The 18,599-nt window shown below is 68.5% G+C and carries 14 protein-coding genes; 9 read left to right on the forward strand and 5 right to left on the reverse strand.

Annotated features, from left to right (window positions below):
- The first annotated feature begins 8 nt into the window (after nt 1-8).
- A complete protein-coding gene (locus FV217_RS06770) occupies nt 9-845 on the forward strand; it encodes an aldo/keto reductase (RefSeq protein WP_147816280.1) in 837 nt (278 codons plus the stop codon).
- On the opposite strand, the gene FV217_RS06775 is transcribed toward FV217_RS06770, so the two are convergent.
- Both FV217_RS06775 and FV217_RS06780 read right to left on the reverse strand, forming a co-directional pair.
- Nucleotides 838-2,940 (reverse strand): HWE histidine kinase domain-containing protein, encoded by a 2,103-nt coding sequence (locus FV217_RS06775; protein WP_238232619.1) that lies wholly within the window; start codon nt 2,938-2,940, stop codon nt 838-840. The genes FV217_RS06770 and FV217_RS06775 overlap by 8 nt on opposite strands.
- A 162-nt stretch (nt 2,941-3,102) precedes the next feature.
- The gene (locus FV217_RS06780) at nt 3,103-3,441 is read right to left on the reverse strand and encodes a SelT/SelW/SelH family protein (RefSeq protein ID WP_147816284.1); all 339 of its coding nucleotides are present in this window, start codon (nt 3,439-3,441) and stop codon (nt 3,103-3,105) included.
- Between the two features lie 171 nt (nt 3,442-3,612).
- On the opposite strand from FV217_RS06780, the gene FV217_RS06785 reads away from it, so the two are divergent.
- From FV217_RS06785 to FV217_RS06820, 8 genes are all read left to right on the forward strand, one after another.
- Nucleotides 3,613-4,248, forward strand: coding sequence for a LemA family protein (locus FV217_RS06785; protein ID WP_147816286.1), 636 nt, complete (start codon nt 3,613-3,615; stop codon nt 4,246-4,248).
- Between the two features lie 19 nt (nt 4,249-4,267).
- On the forward strand, nt 4,268-5,071 hold the full coding sequence (locus FV217_RS06790) for a TPM domain-containing protein (protein ID WP_147816288.1): 804 nt from the start codon (nt 4,268-4,270) through the stop codon (nt 5,069-5,071).
- Entirely contained in the window at nt 5,061-5,690 is a 630-nt protein-coding gene (locus tag FV217_RS06795) for a hypothetical protein (RefSeq protein ID WP_147816290.1), read from the forward strand. Before FV217_RS06790 ends, FV217_RS06795 begins: the two co-directional genes overlap by 11 nt.
- A gap of 121 nt (nt 5,691-5,811) precedes the next feature.
- Nucleotides 5,812-7,875: a carbon starvation CstA family protein gene (locus FV217_RS06800; protein ID WP_147816292.1), complete on the forward strand. Its 2,064-nt coding sequence runs from the start codon at nt 5,812-5,814 to the stop codon at nt 7,873-7,875.
- A gap of 10 nt (nt 7,876-7,885) precedes the next feature.
- Nucleotides 7,886-8,107: a YbdD/YjiX family protein gene (locus tag FV217_RS06805; RefSeq protein WP_147816294.1), complete on the forward strand. Its 222-nt coding sequence runs from the start codon at nt 7,886-7,888 to the stop codon at nt 8,105-8,107.
- Between the two features lie 443 nt (nt 8,108-8,550).
- Complete coding sequence (locus tag FV217_RS06810; RefSeq protein WP_147816296.1) at nt 8,551-9,825, forward strand: YjgN family protein; 1,275 nt, start codon at nt 8,551-8,553, stop codon at nt 9,823-9,825.
- Nucleotides 9,826-9,870: 45 nt separating this feature from the next.
- On the forward strand, nt 9,871-10,998 hold the full coding sequence (locus tag FV217_RS06815; RefSeq protein WP_147816349.1) for a M48 family metallopeptidase: 1,128 nt from the start codon (nt 9,871-9,873) through the stop codon (nt 10,996-10,998).
- Nucleotides 10,999-11,655: 657 nt separating this feature from the next.
- Nucleotides 11,656-14,364 (forward strand): EAL domain-containing protein, encoded by a 2,709-nt coding sequence (locus FV217_RS06820; RefSeq protein WP_187272458.1) that lies wholly within the window; start codon nt 11,656-11,658, stop codon nt 14,362-14,364.
- A gap of 105 nt (nt 14,365-14,469) precedes the next feature.
- On the opposite strand, the gene FV217_RS06825 is transcribed toward FV217_RS06820, so the two are convergent.
- The 3 genes from FV217_RS06825 to FV217_RS06835 form a co-directional block, all read right to left on the reverse strand.
- Nucleotides 14,470-15,852 (reverse strand): 3-deoxy-7-phosphoheptulonate synthase class II, encoded by a 1,383-nt coding sequence (locus tag FV217_RS06825; RefSeq protein WP_147816300.1) that lies wholly within the window; start codon nt 15,850-15,852, stop codon nt 14,470-14,472.
- Nucleotides 15,853-15,947: 95 nt separating this feature from the next.
- Nucleotides 15,948-16,253 (reverse strand): RNA polymerase sigma factor region1.1 domain-containing protein, encoded by a 306-nt coding sequence (locus FV217_RS06830; protein WP_147816302.1) that lies wholly within the window; start codon nt 16,251-16,253, stop codon nt 15,948-15,950.
- Nucleotides 16,254-16,311: 58 nt separating this feature from the next.
- A complete protein-coding gene (locus tag FV217_RS06835) occupies nt 16,312-18,597 on the reverse strand; it encodes an FdhF/YdeP family oxidoreductase (RefSeq protein ID WP_147816304.1) in 2,286 nt (761 codons plus the stop codon).
- Nucleotides 18,598-18,599: the final 2 nt, after the last annotated feature.

An 18,599-nucleotide genomic window follows, 5' to 3' on the forward strand; every position in this document is an offset into this window, starting at 1 on the left:
AGACCACCATGACCGATGCCAACGGCGTGCCCCGCCTCTCGCTGAACGACGGCCATACGATCCCGCAGCTCGGCTTCGGCGTCTACCAACTGCCGGATGCCGAGGCGCCGAGGATCGTCGGGGCGGCGCTCGACGCCGGCTACCGCTCGATCGATACGGCGGCGATCTACGGCAACGAGGCCGGCGTCGGCCGGGCGCTACGCGAAACCGCCATCCCCCGCGACGCGGTCTTCGTGACGACGAAACTCTGGAACGACCGCCAGGGCTACGAAAGCACGCTGACTGCCTTCGACGAGAGCCTCGAACGGCTCGGCCTGGAGAGCGTCGACCTCTACCTGATCCACTGGCCATGCCCGCAGAAGGATCTCTACATCGACACCTGGCGGGCGCTGGCACGGCTGAAGCAGGAAGGCCGCGCCCGTTCGGTCGGCGTTTCGAACTTCACTGCCGCGCATCTGGAGCGTGCCATCGGCGAGACCGGCGTGACGCCGGCCGTGAACCAGATCGAGTTGCACCCGCATTTCCAGCAACGGGCGCTCCGTGAAGTCCATGCGCGCCTCGGCATCGTCACCGAGTCCTGGAGCCCGCTCGGGCAGGCCAAGGCCCTGAACGACCCGGTGCTCACCGGGATCGCCGAGCGTCACGGGCGCAGCCCCGCCCAGATCGTGTTGCGCTGGCACGTCGAGAACGGCCTCGTGGCCATTCCGAAATCGGCGACGCCCTCCCGCATCGCGGAGAACCTGTCCGTGTTCGACTTTTCGTTGAGCGCAGAGGACCGGGCGGCGATCGACGCACTCGACCGGCAGGATGGACGGATCGGCCCCGATCCGGCGAGCTTCAGCTGACGCCGGATCCCGGTGACGGCAGCGCCTCGGGCGGGCGCGGCAGGGCCGTGCCGCCCTTGCGTTCGAGCAGGCCGGGGGGCGGCACCGGCGCATCGATGGTGCAGACCACGCCGCCGGGCTCGTAGAGCAGCGCGACCTCGCCCTCCAGTTCGCGGGCGAGGCTGCGCTCGATCAGGCGCGAACCGAAGCCGGTGCGGGTCGGACGCTTCACCGGAGGACCGCCGCTCTCGCTCCAGCGCAGGCCGAGGCGCAGCTCGGCGCCCCGCGTCACGGTCCAGGAGATGCGGACCCTGCCGCCTTCGTTGGACAGGGCGCCGTACTTCACGGCGTTGGTGCCGAGTTCGTGAAGAGCCATGGCGATCGAGAGAGCGAGGCGCGGCGGCAGCCGCAGGGGCGGACCCGAGACGGAGAAGCGCGAGGTCTTCGCCCCGCCGTCCAGGGGCCGGATCGCGTCGGCGACCACGGCTCCCATCTCGGCGCCCTCCCAGTTCTCGCGGGTGAGGACGTCGTGGACGCGGGCGAGGGCCAGCAGGCGATTCTCGAACCCGGCGCGGGCGGCTTCCGCCTCCTCGCCTTCGAGGCCGCGCAGGGATTGCAACGCGATCGACTGGACCGTGGCGAGCGTGTTCTTCACGCGGTGGTTCAGCTCGTTGATGAGCAGCATGAGATGCTCCTCGGCGCGCTTGGCATCGGTGATGTCGATGTTGCAGCCCGTGAACCCGAGGAAGCCGCCGGTCTCGTCGAGACGCGGCACCCCCTCGCAGCGCAGCCAGCGCACGCCACCGCCGCGGTCGATCACGCGCATCTCGGCCTTGAACGGCTGGCGGTGCTCGACGGCCTCCTCGAACAGCGCGGAGAAGCCGGGCAGATCCGGCGGGTGGATGATCTTGTGCCAGCCGTCGCCCGACATTTCCGCATAGGGCCGCCCGAAGAGCTGGTCGAAATGCATGTTGGCGAAGACGATCTCGCCGTTCTCGTCGGTCATCCAGATCAGCGCCGGCGCGGAATCAGCGACGAGCCGGAAGCGCGCCTCGCTCTCGCGCAGGGCCGAGAGGCCGCGCTGGGTGTCGGCGAGCGCCCGGTCGCGCTCGTCGCTGCGCGTACGCAGGCGCAGGGAGGCGTCGGCCAGCACGTCGCCGAGGCGGCGGATCTCATGGATCGGCGAGGAGATGCGCGGGATCGCCTGGCCTCGCGACAGGGCCGGCCCCGTCGCGGCGAGCTGGCGCAGCGGCCGCGAGACCCGCGACCAGAGATGCACCGCCAGTGCCGACGAGGTCGCCAGGACGAGCAGCCCGAACCCGCCGAAGGCCCAGATCCAGCGGCGCAGGCGCGCTTCGACGAGATGCTGGGGGATGCTGGCCGCCACCGTCCAGCCGCTGAAGCGCGAGCGTTCCTCGACCACGGTGACCGGCTTGAAGGCCCGGTCCTTGCCCTCCCAGACGCCACCGGTCTCGGTGGTGCGCTGGCGCAGGGTCGCGAGCCGTGGGCGGCCGACGACGCCCGCGAGCTCCGGCACCCGCGACATCACGATGCCGTCGCGGTCGGACACGCCGGTCGCCCAGCCGTGGACGTGGTCGCGACTGAGGATCGCGTCGAGCCGGCTCACCGGCACCGAATAGCTCAGGATGAACTTCACCCCGGTGTCGAGCTTGACCGCCACGGCGATGGCGTAGTTCGCGGCCGAGGGGTCCGCGGCTCCGAGATAGCCGGTGACGACGGAGCGCTGCACGCCGCCGGCGATCTCCTCGTCGAAGGGCATCGGGGTGACCGGCAGGGGCGAGCCGGGCTTCAGGGCCGTGTTGACGACCTGCTGGCCGTCGGGCCGGCGCAGGACGATATCGAGGCCGATCGTATCCCGCACGAGGCGCGCCTGCGCGTCGAAGCTGTCGAACTCGCCGTTGCGCAGCCGCGGCGACGTCGCGAGCGTCTGGAGCCCGGCGACGAGTCCGGCGGTGTCGCGCTCGATCGCGAGGGAGATGCCGCGCACGTTCTCGCGGGCATCCTGTTCGAAGCGCGCGCGCTCGGTCGCGGCGTAGCGGGCCAGGAGGATCGCTGTGAAGATCAGGCCCGGCCCGATCAGCGCGATCACGAACATGATCAGGTAGAACTGCGTGGAGAAGCCGCGCTCGTCGAGGCGGGCGAGAACGCGCCTGACCACCGACCGCCGCCTGTCGCGGGACCGCTGGCCGCTCGCCGGTGCCCCGGTTTCAGGTCGCATGCCGTGCATCACCGCCGACTCTCATCGCCGAGCGCGCCTTCACGCCCGATCCTGCCCGTCGCTTGCCGCCCCGGCCGCGCTCGCGCCGTCGACATGACCGAGGTCGCGGCCCGGATCGATGCGGTCGCGCACACGCTGCTTGAGTGCCTTGACGTCCGGAAAGCCGCCATCGCGCACCCGCTCCCAGACCGTCTCGCCGTCCACAACGATGGCGAAGGCGCCCCCTCGCCCCGGGACGAGGGCCACCTCGCCGAGGCTGTCGCCGAAGGTCGACAACAGCTCCTGCGCCATCCAGCCTGCCCGCAGGAGCCAGCGGCACTGCGTACAGTAGGTGATCGCGACCCGAGGCTTCGCGATGCCGGAGGAAGGCTCTTCCATGCCGGCACAGCGCTACCAACCGGCCCGGCTTGTCAACCGGGACGGAAGGCGAAGGAACCGCATCCGCGCCCTTTCCCCGGAAGGGGTGCGTTCCCATGTCATGCTTGACTATTCGATCGTCGTGCCGGTTCGGCCGGCGGCGTCCGTGACCAGCCTTCAGGGAGATCGTCGATGCATCAGGGTTCGGTGTTCGCAAGCCCGCCGCGGTCCACCGTGGCCGCGCGCGTCGTCGGTGCGCTGCTGGCGATGCTCTTCGCCACCTGCCTTTCGGGTTGCGGCGCGATCAACCGGGTGCCGACCCTGGAGGAGCAGGCCAAGTCCTCCTGGAGCCAGGTCCAGAACCAGTACCAGCGCCGGGCCGACCTGATCCCGAACCTCGTCGAGACGGTGAAGGGCTACGCCAAGCAGGAACAGGACACCCTGACCAAGGTCGTCGAGGCGCGGGCCAAGGCGACGAGCGTTCAGGTCGACGCCTCCACCGTCAGCGACCCCGAGAAGTTCAAGCAGTTCCAGGACTCGCAGAACCAGCTTTCGGGCGCGCTCGGCCGCCTGCTCGCCACCGTCGAGGCCTATCCCGATCTGAAGTCGAACCAGAACTTCCTGGCGCTTCAATCGCAGCTCGAAGGCACCGAGAACCGCATCACCGTGGCGCGGCAGGACTATATCGGCGCGGTCCGAGCCTACAACACCGAGATCCGCACCATTCCGGGCCGCTGGATCGCGTCGTTCTTCTATCCCGATGCGAAGCCGATGGAGACCTTCACTGCGACGCCGAATTCCGAAAAGCCGCCGAACGTGAAGTTCTAGGCCGGCCCGGTTCGTGCGCATGCGCCGGATCGCGGTCCAGGGGTTGCGGCGCGTCCTCATCGCTCCGCTCGCCCTACTGCTGTTCGTCCTCTGCGCCGGCCTCGTCCAGGCGGCCGAGCCGGAGTTTCCGCCGCTCGACGGGCGGGTGACGGACGCGGCGGGCGTGCTCCCGCCTGAAATCCGCGAGCGGATCACCGGAAAGCTCAAGGCGCACGAGGATAAGAGCGGCGACCAGCTCGTCGTGGCCACCGTGCCGAGCCTGCAGGGGCTCACCGTCGAGGAGTACGCCAACCGGCTGTTCCGGGCGTGGAAGCTCGGCGAGACCAAGCGCAACAACGGCGCGCTGCTCCTCGTCGCCCCGACCAACCGCAAGGTCCGCATCGAGGTCGGCTACGGATTGGAAGGCGCGATCACCGACGCGGTCTCCAAGGCCATCATCACGACAGCGATCATCCCGAAGTTCAAGCAGGGCGACATCCCCGGCGGCATTGAGGCCGGAGCCGATGCGATCCTCTCGATCATGGCGGGCGATGCCGAGCAGTGGCAGCGGCGCGCGCCCGTACGAAGCGACTCGGTGAACGGCATCGAGGTCGTGTTCTGGATCGTGCTGATCCTGTTCCTCATCGTCATCGTCTGGCGCATGAACGGCGGCGGCGGCCCAGGCGGGCGCAGGCGGGGACGCGGAGGCATGGTCGTTTTTCCGATGCCCTCCTCCGGTGGCTGGAGCGGCGGATTCTCGGGCGGCGGAGGCGGGTTCTCGGATGGCGGGTTCTCGGGCGGCGGCGGGTCGTCCGGCGGTGGAGGTGCTTCCGGTGACTGGTAGCCCCTGCCCTCCCCTTACCCGCGACGAGCGCGCTGCCATCGCGGTCGCCATCGCGCGGGCGGAATCCGCCACGAGCGGCGAGATCGTGGTCATCGTCGCCGCCCGCTCCGGTCTCTACCGCTCGGCGGCGCCCGTCCTCGCGCTGTTCGCCGGGCTCGCTGCGCCCTGGCCGCTGATCGGGTTCACGACGCTGTCCGCCGCGACGATCGCCGCGATCCAGGCGGCGGTGGCGCTGGCGGCGCTGCTCGTCGGGCTCGACCCGCGCCTGCGCATCCGACTGGTGCCGCCCGCGATCCGCCGGGACCGTGTGCGGGAGGCCGCCTGCCGCGAGTTCGGCGCCCGCGGCCTCATCGGAACGCAGGCACGCACCGGCGTGCTGATCTATCTGGCTCTCGCCGAACACCACGCCGAGATCGTCGCCGACGCGGCCGTTCGCGCGCGCGTCTCGGACGCGACCTGGACCGCCATCCTCAGCGATCTCGCGACGGCGGCGGGGCGGGGCGAGCTCGGCCCCGGCCTCGTCGCCGCCGTCGCGCGCGTCGGCGCCGTGCTGGCCGTAGAACTGCCCGCCGGGCCGAACCGGAACGAGCTGCCAAACCGCGTCATCGTGCTGGATTGAATCGGCTGTTCGCATCTGTGCCCGTGAGGCGCACGGGCAACTGGAATTCTTTTGCAGACCGGTTAGAACGACAGTGGAGGCCGACTGAATCAAGAATTCGGCCCAACTGGGAGAGGCGTCGATGGACGCGGTACGGAAGCACGGGCCCTGGGCCCTGGTCGGAGCCTTGGGCGCCGCAGCGCTCGCCATCGTGGCCACGCAGAGGGGCGAGTCGATCAACGCCCTCTGGATCGTGGTCGCCGCGGTCTGCGTCTATCTGATCGCCTACCGCTACTATTCGCTGTTCATCGCCGAGAAGGTGATGCAGCTCGATCCGAGCCGCCGGACGCCCGCGCACGTCCACAACGACGGGCTCGATTACGTCCCCACCAACAAGACCGTGCTGTTCGGCCACCACTTCGCGGCCATCGCCGGCGCGGGTCCCCTGGTCGGCCCGGTGCTCGCGGCGCAGATGGGCTACCTGCCGGGCATGCTCTGGATCCTGGCCGGCGTGGTCCTCGCCGGCGCGGTGCAGGACTTCATGATCCTGTTCATCTCGATGCGTCGCGACGGGCGCTCGCTCGGCGAGCTGATCCGGGCCGAACTCGGGGTGATCCCCGGCGTGATCGCGCTGTTCGGCACCTTCATGATCATGATCATCCTGCTCGCCGTTCTGGCACTGATCGTGGTCAAGGCACTCGCCGACAGCCCCTGGGGCTTTTTCACAGTCGCCTCCACCATCCCGATCGCCATGCTGATGGGCGTCTACGCGCGCTATATCCGGCCCGGTAAGGTCGGCGAGGTCTCGATCGTCGGCTTCGTGCTGCTGATGGCAGCCATCGTCTATGGCGGCCACATCGCAGAGGATCCGTACTGGCAGCCGTTCTTCACCTTCACCGGCACGCAGCTGACCTGGATGCTGATCGGCTACGGCTTCGTCGCCTCGATCCTGCCGGTCTGGCTGCTGCTCGCCCCGCGCGACTACCTCTCGACCTTCCTCAAGATCGGCACCATCGTCGGCCTTGCACTCGGCATCGCCGTGGTCGCGCCGCACATGAAGATGCCGGCGGTGACGAAGTTCGTCGACGGCACCGGCCCGGTCTGGGCGGGGACGCTGTTCCCGTTCCTGTTCATCACCATTGCCTGCGGCGCGGTCTCGGGCTTCCACGCCCTTATCTCGTCGGGCACGACGCCGAAGCTGATCGACAACGAGAGCCACGCCCGCTTCATCGGCTACGGCGGCATGCTCATGGAGAGCTTCGTCGCGATCATGGCCCTCGTCGCGGCGACCGTCATCGAGCCCGGCATCTACTTCACCATGAACTCCCCCGCCGCCCTCGTCGGCACCACGGCCGAGAGCGCGGCCGCCGCCGTGACCAAGTTCGATCCGGCCTTCGCGATCACGCCGGAGGCCATCACGCAGACCGCCAAGGACGTCGGCGAGACCACGATCATCTCGCGGGCCGGCGGCGCGCCGACCCTGGCCGTCGGCATGGCGCACATCATCTCCTCCGCCATCGGCGGCAAGGCGATGATGGCGTTCTGGTACCACTTCGCGATCCTATTCGAGGCGCTGTTCATCCTCACCGCGGTCGATGCCGGCACGCGGGCCGGGCGGTTCATGCTGCAGGATCTGCTCGGGCTGGTCGCACCCAGCTTCAAGAACACCAGCGCCTGGGCGCCGAGCATCCTGGCGACCGCACTCTGCGTCTCGGCCTGGGGCTACTTCCTCTACCAGGGCGTCACCGACCCGCTCGGCGGCATCAACACGCTTTGGCCGCTCTTCGGCATCTCGAACCAGATGCTCGCGGCGGTGGCGCTGACGCTCGCCACCGTGGTGATCTTCAAGATGAAGCGCCAGCGCTACGCCTTCGTCACGGTCATCCCGACCGTCTGGCTCTGCATCTGCACCCTGACGGCCGGCTGGCAGAAGATCTTCTCCGCCGACCCGAAGATCGGCTTCCTCGCCCAGGCGGACCGGTTCTCGAACGCCATCGCCGAGGGGAAGGTGCTGGGGCCGGCCAAGACCATCGACCAGATGCACCAGATCGTATTGAACAACCGCATCGACGCGGCGCTCGCCGTCCTGTTCGTCGGCCTCGTCGTCGCCATCGCCGTGTTCGGCATCATGGCTTGCGTCAAGGCCTACCGCGCCGACCGCTGGACGGCTCTCGAATCCGATCCGACGCTCGTCCCGGCGGAGTGAGAGGACGACCATGACGCCGTCGCAGGACCTCCGCACCCGGCTCAAGACCTTCGGGAAATGCGTCTGCGACGGCGCGCGCCTCATGGTGGGACAGGGCGATTACGGCGCCTACGTCGCCCACATCGCCAAGACCCATCCCGACCTGCCGCCGATGACCGAGCGCGAGTTTTTTCGCAACCGCGAGAACGCCCGCTTCGGCGTCGGCAACAAGAGCGGGTTTCGCTGCTGCTGACGGCTGCGGTCATGCAACCCCGAACGGCCCTCATGCCGGGGCTCGAGCGCCGCGAGCCTCCAAGCGCTGCCGGCCTTCTTCGGAAGGCGGCGTCACGCAGGGCGCCGATGTCTTATACCGTTTCCGCTTGAATCATTCGGCATGGCTCGCGCGTCTGCTCCACCTTTGGGGGAGGTGGCCGCGAAGCGGACGGAGAGGGCGGCGGTGTCGTTGCCGGCATGGAACCGGTGCAGCCCAAGCCACCACGCTCGGCGCGTTCCACCTCGCCCAGCGGGCCAGGAGACGCGAAAAGATCGCTTCGATCAACCGTAAGCGGTGTTAGTCGGCTCTTCATCGATCCCGCTACGCCGATCGACAGGAACGGAGCGACGCGACATTGACTTTATGCGTGCATCCCGGCCCGCTCCGTCTGTCGTGACGGCAGAAACCGGGGGCTTCGGGATATGGATTCAGTGAGTGCGGTGCCGGCACGGCCGGGCGCGATCGTGTTCGACCGGCAGGCCAAGGGCCTGACCAGCATCGCGGTGAAGGGCTTCCTGCTCTCGCTCGTGACCTTCGGCATCTATCGCTTCTGGTACATCACCAACCTGCGACGCTACTTCTGGAGCCGCACGATCGTGGCGGGCTCGCCGGGCGAATATACCGGCCGCGGCAAGGAGCTGTTCCTCGGCTTCTTGGTGGCGCTCGCGATCCTGGTGCCGGTCTACATCGTGCTGTTCGCGCTCGGCTTCGCCTATCCGCCGCTCGCGCCCTTCGCTGGCCCGATCACCTTCGTGTTCCTGTTCCTGCTCGGCCAGTACGCGATCTTTCGCGGGCGCCGCTACCGGGCCTCGCGGACCCTCTGGCGCGGCATCCGCCTCGGGCAGGACGGCTCGGCGCTGACCTATGTCGGCCTCGCGACGGGCTGGTGGTTCCTCACGCTCGTCACCCTCGGCATCGCCTTCCCCTGGATGCGCGCGAGCCTGGAGCGCTACCGCATCGGCCACACCCTCGTCGGCGAGAGCCGGATGACCTCGACGGCGCGGGGCAGCATGATCCTGAAGCCGTGGCTGCTGTTCTACCTGGTCGCCCTGGGGCCGCTCTTCGTCAGCATCCTCGCCCTGCTCGTCGCCAACGATTTCTCGTTTCCCGCGGACCTGATGATCGCCGACCCGGACAAGCCGGGGAAGTTCGTCTTCAACCCGATCTATGCCGGCACCCCGCTCGCCACCTACGGTGGCGCCGTCGCCATCGTCGCCTCGATTTTCATCCCGCTCGCCCTGTTCCTGATCCCCTATTACCGGGCCCGCGAGACCCGCGCCTTCATGAACGCCGCAGCCCTCGGCGCGGCGCGGCTGAACTCGACGCTGAAGGCGCGCCAGTTCTACTGGCCCTACATCGTCTACATGCTGTCGATCCTCGGCTACCTCGCCGCGATCGGCATCGTGATCGGCGGCAGCGCATTCCTTCTCCAGACGAGCGGGCTGGGGAGCGGCGCACAGGTGCTGCTCGTGATCGGGATGACCGTCGCCTATCTCGGGAGCCTGCTGCTCTTCGCAGTGCTCTATGTCCGGGTGATCACCGTGCGCCTGTGGCGGGCGGTCGCCGACAGCACCACGATCGAGAACGTCGAGGCCCTCGACGCGGTGCTAGCTTCCTCCCGCCGCACCGCCAGCGGGCTCAACGAAGGCTTGGCCGACGCCCTCGACGTCGGCGGCGCCCTCGAAATCGGGTTCTAGGCGATTGCTCGGCCGCACATGCCCGACCGAGATTGTACGTTGCCGATGACCGTGCCGGCCGAGACCGTCACCGCGACGGGCACGCTCTTCGACGGGCGCAGTGCCCGGCCGAATCCGGTCACGCTGCGCCTCGGCGAGCGGCTGGAGATCACGGGCGCCGGCCTCCGCGAGGACTGGAACCCGTTCGACATCCGTGCCGGCGAGACCGAGCCGCCGACGATGCGGATCGGTCTCGCCGGCAATCCGGTCCGGGTCGAGTTCACCGATCGGGCGCTCGCGGAGGCGCTCGTGGCGCGCTGCCCCGACCTTCGCCTCGACGACGAGGCGCGCGGCGGGGTGCTGCGCCTCGTGCTCTGGTCGATCGCCGCGGGCGTGTCGGTGCTGCTCGTCGCGATCTACGGCGTGCCGGTCGCCGCCGGAATCCTCGCACCCCTGGTGCCGCAGCCGGTCGAGTCGCGCTTCGGCCTCGCCGTCGACGGACAGGTGGTAAGCCTGCTCGGCGATCCGCCGCTCTGCGCCGAGCCCGCCGCGAAGGCGGTGCTCGACCGCCTCGTCGCGCGCATGACCGAGGGCGCCGGTCTGCCGGGCGATCCCGTCGTCAGCGTGCGCCGGCACAAGGTCGCCAACGCGCTGACCCTACCGGGCGCGCGGGTGATCGTGCTGTCGGACATCCTCGCCAAGGCCGAGACGCCGGACGAATTCGGCGGCATCCTGGCGCACGAATTCGGCCACGTGGCGGCGCGCGATCCGACCCGCGCGGTGATCACGGCAGGCGGGGTCTCGTTCCTGCTGAGCCTCGTCCTCGGCGACCTCACCGGGTCGACGGTGATCGTCAGCGTCGGCCAGGCGGCAATCTCGGCGGGCTATTCGCGCGATGCCGAGCGCGCGGCCGACGCCTACGGCGTCGCGATGCTGATCCGGGCAGGCGGCGACGGCGCAGCCCTCGCCTCCATCCTGGAGCGGATCGATGCCGAGGCGGATGCGGAAGGCTCGCTCACCGGCTTCCTGCACAGCCACCCCTACACCAAGGAGCGTGCCGCGAAGATCCGGAGCCTTGCCGGAGGGACCAGACCGGACAAGCCGCTCCTCTCGAAGGAGGACTGGCAAACCCTGCGCGGCATCTGCCCGGCCGAGCCAAGGACACCCGCAAAACCCGCCACGACGCCGCTTTGAGGTCGCATCCGACCCAATGGCATCGTGCCGGCGGCTTGCCGAGGCTTCCATCGCGGGGCGTCGTCTCCCGGGGAAGCGGTGGCCACGTCGTCGGACGGCACCCGGCCATATCCCGCGGAGCTCTCGCTGCGCCGGCGCAGTCGAAGGATTGATCCCGACGACCGGATGGTTGGTGACGTACGCTTGCGACACCGTCGAACGAAACGGGCGCCAATTTCTTCCAAACAAAATCCGTTCAATCAAAAGTCTACATACACAAGCCCAATTCAATCAGGCCGGATGCAACTCTAGATCCGCAGAAGCTACGCTCATCGTCCAAAAAGGATCGAAGCTCTTGTGCCGGCCCACGATCTCGCACCAGATCAGCTCATGTCGACGGAGGACATTTTAGTGATCGCTCTAGAAGCGCGACAATCGGGCACGACTCTAAGATCATGTCCCGCCGCACTTTCTGACGACGAACCGGACGCCACTTAATCGACGGCCGTCCTATTCGGAACGGCGCCGGATCATAAATCAGCTTTAACCTGTCGCGGCGTACGATCCGATCGGAAGAGCAGTGATCCCGGCCCATCGATGATGCAGGCGACAGAACCGACACGGCCGATCGCGACCGAAACCCGGCGCAGCGCCCACGCATGGTGGAAACGGATCGGCATGCCGATCGCGCTTGCCGCTGCGTGTCTCGGCCTCGTCCTGCTCGTCGGACACGCGGTTGGCCGTCTGCGCGAGGCGGAACGGCTCGTCGCCCGAAACTACGCGGAGTCGCTGACGGCGCTCGATGGGATCCGCAACGCGGCATCCGAACTGAGCCACCTGCGCGTCGACCACATCCGGGCGCGGATCACGGCCGACCCGGTCGAGCGCGCGAAGCTCTCGGACAGGATCGCCGAGCGGTATCAATCCCTTTCCGCCAATGTCGGCGCCATCGCCGCACGCTCCCGGCCTGCGCTCATCAGTCAGGCGGCGGTCTCAGCGCGGGATTCGATGAGCATCTGGCACGAGGCCATGCGGACGGCATCCGGCCGGCAGGAGGAAGCTGCCGACCTGGACGAGCTCGCGGACGGGGCACAGACGCAGATCACGCATCTCGCCGCTGCGACGGAAAGATATGGCTTCAGCGTGCACAAGACGGCAGAGGCCGCCATCGCCGACCGGATCCTGGTGATCGAGGGCATCGTCGGCGCCATGGTGGCGTTGGTGCCGCTCGTCGCGTGGCTGCTCATCCTTCGCATCCAGCGCGCCGCTGCGGCAGACGCCGTCGCGCCCCCTTCCTCACGCGCCGGCATGGAGGCGAGGGCGGAGGCCACGGACCAAACCTCCCACGGCCCCGTCGCGCGGGCAGACGACCCTGAATGGACCCCATCGCCGCCCGATATGACGGAACTCGTCGACGCGGCACAGGAGGGACTCATCTTTACCGACGGGGATCGCCGCATCGTCTACGCCAACGCGTCCGCCGCCGCGCTGACCGGCATCGGTCCCGATGCTCTCCGGCCGGGCGAACCGGCATCCGCGACTCTGGCGGATCTCCTGCCCGGCGGCCCCATGGAGAGCAAAGACAAGGTCCGCCTCACGGACGGGCGCTGGCTGCGCGTCGGCCGCCGCCCGGCGCCGGACGGCGGAACCCTGCTCGTCCTCGCAGACGTCACGGATCGCAAACGCAGTGACGACCGTGCGGAGGCGACCGCCGTCAGCCTGCGCACCGCCCTCGATTCGATGTCGCAGGGCCTCTGTCTGTATGATGCCGCCCATCGCCTCGTGGTGGCCAACCGGCGCTACGAGGAGATCTATGGCCAGGAAGCCGGTTCGCTGACGACCGGCATGACCTCCACGGAAGTGCTCGAACGCAGCATGAGCGCCGGCAACCATCCGGGCAGCACGCTCTCGGAACTGCTCGGCGAGGCCACGCGCATCCTCACCAAAAGCGACAGGGACCACAACTTCCAGGAGCTTGCCGGAGGCCGGATCATCCAGATCGATGTCAGCCCGACGGCGGAGGGCGGCTTCGTCGCCACCTACGACGACGTGACCGAACGTTGGCACGCCGAGTCGCGCATCGCCTACATGGCGCGCCACGACGCGCTGACCGACCTGCCGAACCGGCTGCTGCTGGCCGAGCGGATCGAGGGCGCGATCACCCAGGCGAGCCGCGAGGCGGGCTTCGCCGTCCACTGCCTCGACCTCGACAACTTCAAGCAGATCAACGACACCCTCGGCCACGCCGTCGGCGACGAGTTGCTGTGCGCCGTCGCCCACCGCCTCACCGCCTGCCTGCGGGAGGTCGACACCGTGGCCCGGCTCGGCGGCGACGAATTCGCGATCGTGCAGGCCGGCGTCGAAACGGCCGAGGATGCGGCGGTGCTCGCCCAGCGCATCGTCGAAGTCGTCAGCACCCCCTACGAACTGGCCGAGCATTCCGTCACGATCGGGGTGAGCATCGGCATCGCGCTGGCCCCTGCCGACGGCATGGCGCCCGACCGGCTGCTCAAGAGCGCCGACGTCGCGCTCTACAAGTCCAAGGGCGACGGACGCGGGGTCTTCCGTTTCTTCGAGGCGGAGATGGACGACCGGCTGCAGGCTCGCCGGCTGCTCGAGATCGACCTGCGCGCCGCCTTCGCGGCCGAGGTCTTCGAACTCTACTACCAGCCGATCTACGACCTGTCGCAGGACCGGATCAGCGGCTTCGAGGCCCTGCTGCGCTGGACGCATCCGACGCGCGGCCGGGTCTCGCCGGCCGAGTTCGTGCCGCTCGCCGAGGAGATCGGGCTGATCGTGCCGCTCGGCGAATGGGTCCTGCGCAAGGCCTGCGCCGAGGCCGCCCGCTGGCCCGGTACTCTCAAGGTCGCGGTCAACGTCTCGGCCGCCCAGTTCCGCTCGGCGCAACTGATCAGCACCGTGCGCGAGGCTCTGGCGGAGACCGGGCTCGCCGCCCAGAGGCTCGAACTGGAAATCACGGAGACGGTGCTTCTCGCCGACCGCGGATCGACGGTCGCCATCCTGCACGCCCTGCGCGCCATGGGCCCGCGCATCTCGATGGACGATTTCGGAACCGGCTACTCGTCCCTGAGCTACCTGCGCAGCTTCCCCTTCGACAAGATGAAGATCGACCAGTCCTTCATCCGCGACCTCACCGTGGAGAACGGTTCCGGCTTCATCGTGCAGGCGGTGATCAGCCTCGGCACGAATCTCGGCATGACCATGACCGCCGAGGGCGTCGAGACGGAAGCCCAGCTCGCCCGGCTGCGCGAGGAGGGCTGCGACGAAGTCCAGGGCTACCTGTTCAGCCCACCGGTCCCGGTCTCGCAGATCGCAGGGCTTCTCGAAAAGTGGAACGGCGCCGAAGAGGCCGCGCAAGCCGCCTGATCCGGATCGCCCGGACGAAACTCAGGAACGAAGGCTCGCGCCAGGTCAGCGCCGGCGGACCCGGCGCGGACCTCTGAAAAGATCCGCGCCGAAAACCCCAAAAAACTATTCGGCGGCGTCGAGGTGCGGCCGTTCGATCTCGGCGCGCTCGCGCTTGACCAGTTCGGCCGTGAGGAAGGCCACTTCCAGCGCCTGCTCCGCGTTGAGGCGCGGGTCGCAATAGGTGTGGTAGCGGTCCTGCAGGTCGTCGGCCGTGAGCGCGCGGGCGCCGCCCGTGCATTCGGTGACGTCCTTGCCGGTCATCTCCAGGTGGATGCCGCCGGCGATGGTGCCCTCGGCGCGGTGGACGCCGAAGAAGCCCTCGATCTCCTGCATCACCCGCTCGAACGGCCGCGTCTTGTAGCGGCCGGCGGAGATGGTGTTGCCGTGCATCGGATCGCAGACCCAGACCACGTTGCGGCCCTCACGCTCCACCGTCCGGATCAGGCCGGGGAGATGGTCGCCGACCTTGTCCGCGCCGAAGCGGCAGATCAGGCTGAGGCGGCCGGGCTCGTTCTCGGGATTGAGCTGGTCGATCAGGCCGATCAGGCCCTCGGAGGTCATCGACGGCCCGCATTTCAAGCCGATCGGGTTCTTGATGCCGCGGGCGTACTCGATATGCGCGTGGTCCGGCTGGCGGGTGCGGTCGCCGATCCAGAGCATGTGGCCGGAGGTGGCGTACCAGTCGCCGCTCGTCGAATCGACGCGGGTCAGCGCCTCCTCGTAGCCGAGCAGCAGAGCCTCGTGGCTGGTGTAGAAGTCCGTGGTGCGGACCTCCTGGTGCGTCTCCGGATTGATGCCGATCGCCCGCATGAAGTCGAGGGCGTCGGACATGCGGCCGGCGACGTCGGCATAGCGCGAGGATTGCGGGCTGTCCTTGACGAAGCCGAGCATCCAGCGCTGGGCGTTGTCGAGGTTGGCGTAGCCGCCGGTGGCGAAGGCGCGCAGCAGGTTCAGCGTCGCCGCCGACTGCCGGTAGGCCTCGAGCTGGCGGCGCGGGTCGGGGATCCGCGCCTCGTCGGTGAAGCCGATGCCGTTGACGATGTCGCCGCGGTAGCTCGGCAGCGACACGCCGTCGAGCGTCTCCGTCGGCGAGGAGCGCGGCTTGGCGAACTGCCCGGCGATGCGCCCGACCTTCACCACCGGCGATCCGCCAGCGAAGGTGAGCACCATCGCCATCTGCAGGAAGACGCGGAAGAAATCGCGGATGTTGTCGGCGGAGTGCTCGTCGAAGCTCTCGGCGCAGTCGCCGCCTTGCAGCAGGAAAGCCTGGCCCGCGGCGACCCGCGCGAGCGACGCCTTCAGCTTGCGGGCCTCGCCTGCGAAAACCAGCGGCGGAAAGCTCGCGATCTGGGTCTCGACGGCCTGGAGCGCGCCGGCATCCTGATAGGACGGCGCCTGCTGGATCGGCAGGTTGCGCCAGCTCTTCGGGGTCCAACGCTCGGCCATGACGGAACTCCGCACACCTCTCGTGCAAGCGCGCGAAGATCAGTCTCCGCGCGAGAAGCGGGGCTTATAGAGAGCTTTTCCGGAGGTGGCGAGACTTACCCCTCGTCGACCTCGATCCCATACTCCGCCAGCACCCAGAAGATCGCTTCCAGATCCTCAGCCGTCACGTCGCGGGGCGGCAGAGCCTCTTCGAGGTCGTCGTAGGTCAGCGCGGTCCGGCGCTCGGCATCGGCCTTGGCGAGCAGGCGGTCGACGGTCCGGCGGATGTCGGCCGGCAGGGCGTCGTGGCTCGGCAGCGCATGACGGCCCGCGCCCTTGAGGGCGTCGCGCAGCATGCGGTCGATCACCGCCTGTCGCCGCGCGTGGGCGGCGTCGTCCGGGTCCGTGTCCTTTCGGTCCATCCCATCGAATATGGACCGGTGACGCCCCGCGTCGAGGGCTGCGCAGCCCTGCGCCGGATCAGCCGGTGCGGGCGACGCGCACCGGGATCGCCTTCGCCGCCGGCGTCTTGGCCTGCTCGTCGTGGTGCCAGAGGGGGATCAGTACGTTCAACTCGGGATAGTATCCCGCGCAATTGCCTTCCGGAATATTGTATTTCACGATCCTGAGGCCCCTCACGGCACGCACGTGCTGGTCGGTGGATTCCGTCACCACGTCGACCGTCGCGCCGTCCGCGAGGTCGAGCCGCGCGATGTCGGCTGCGTTCATGAACAGCACCGAGCGCGTGCCTTTCACGCCGCGGAAGCGGTCGTGATAGCCGTAGACGGTGGTGTTGAACTGGTCGTTCGAGCGCAGCGTGATCAGGTCGAGCACGTCGGCGTGCCGGGCGGGCATGTCGGGATCCTCGTCGAGTCCCTCCGGGACCACGAAATTCGCCTTGCCGGTCTCCGTCTCCCATTTGCGCTCGCGCGCGGCCAGCGGCTTGTGGTTGCCGCCGGGCTCGAACAGGCGCGCGTTGAAGTCCTTGAACACCTCCGGATAGGTCGCCTGGATGGCCTCGCGCACCTTGGCATAGTCGCCGACCCAGGCGTCCCAGTCGATCTTGGGGTTGGGGTCCAGCGTCGCCTTGGCGATGCCGGCGACGATCCAGGGCTCGGACCGGACATGGTCGCTCACCGGCTTGGTGACGCCGACGGAGCCGTGGAAGCAGGAGGTCGAATCCTCCATCGAGACCGCCTGGGGGCCACTGGCCTGCGCGTCGATCTCGATGCGGCCGAGGCAGGGCAGCAGGTAGGCGACCGTGCCGTTGACGAGATGCGAGCGATTGAGCTTCGTCGCGATCTGCACGGTGAGGCGCATGCCCCGCCAGGCCTGCTCCATCCGCTCCGTATCGGGGATGGCGCGCACGAAATTCCCGCCGAGCCCAATGAAGGCCTTCACCGTGCCGGCGACGATGCCCTCGCAGGCCTCGATCGTGTTCAGGCCCTTTTCGCGGGGCGGCGTGAAGGCGTACATCTCGGCGAGCTTGTCGAGGGGCACCTGTTCGGGCTTCTCGGAGATGCCGACGGTACGCTGGCCCTGCACGTTCGAATGGCCGCGTACCGGGCAGAGGCCGGCACCCGCCCGGCCGATATTCCCGCGCAGCAGCATGAGGTTGACGAGCATCTGCACCGTCTCGGTGCCCTTGCGGTGCTGCGTCAGCCCCATGCCGTAGATGCCGATCACCCGTTTCGCACGGGCGTAGACGGAAGCGGCATCTTCGAGGGCGGCGCGCGTCAGGCCGGACCGCGTCTCCAGCACGGACCAGTCCTGCCCGTCGCAGAAGGCGGTGAAGGCGTCGAAGCCGTGGGTGTGCTCGGCGATGAAGGCGACGTCCAGAACGCGGGGCCGTCCCTGGGCCTGGGCCGCGCGATCCGCCGCGAACAGCGCCTTGCACATCCCGGTGATCGCCGCGATGTCGCCGCCCGCCTTCACCTGAAGGTACTGCGTCGAGATCTGCGTCGAGGACTTCGTCAGCATCTCCACCGGCGATTGCGGGTTGGTGAAGCGCTCGAGCCCACGCTCGCGGAGCGGATTGAAAGTGATGATCGGGACGTTGCGACGGCGCGCGTCCTGCAGCGGATGCAGCATCCGCGGCGCATTCGAGCCGACGTTCTGGCCGAAGAATAGAATGCAATCGGTGGTCTCGAAGTCCTCCAGCACCGTGGTGCCCACCGGCACGCCGATGGAGGCCTTCAGGCCGATCGAGGTCGGTTCGTGGCACATGTTGGAGGAGTCGGGCAGGTTGTTGTTGCCGTAAAGCCGCGCGAACAGACCGTACATGTACGAGGTCTCGAGCGAGGCCCGGCCGGACGAGTAGTAGACGACGGACTTCGGATCGAAGCCGCGCAGTTCACGGCCGATCTCCGCGAAGGCCTCCTCCCACGAGACCGGCGCGTAACGGTCGCTTGCGGGATCGTAGCGCAGGGGATGGGTGAGCCGGCCCTGCGTCTCCAAGTCGAAATCCGTCCAGGTCAGCAGTTCGGCGACCGTGTGCTTGGCGAAGAATTCGGGGCCGATGCGTTTGCGCGTCTGCTCCCAGGCGGTCGCCTTGGCGCCGTTCTCGCAATATTCGAAGGTCGCGGGCTTGGCGGGCTTCGGCCAGGCGCAGGACACGCACATGAAGCCGCCGGGCTTGTTCTGCTTCAGCAGCATCGCCGAACCGGAGATCGGGACTTCCTCGCGGGTCAGGATCTCGACAAGCGATTTCGCCGACCCCCAGCCGCCGGCCGGATCCGTGTAGGGTTCGATTTCGATATCGCTCACAG

It is taken from the genome of Methylobacterium sp. WL9 (assembly GCF_008040035.1).
Classification (GTDB): Bacteria; Pseudomonadota; Alphaproteobacteria; order Rhizobiales; family Beijerinckiaceae; genus Methylobacterium; species Methylobacterium thuringiense.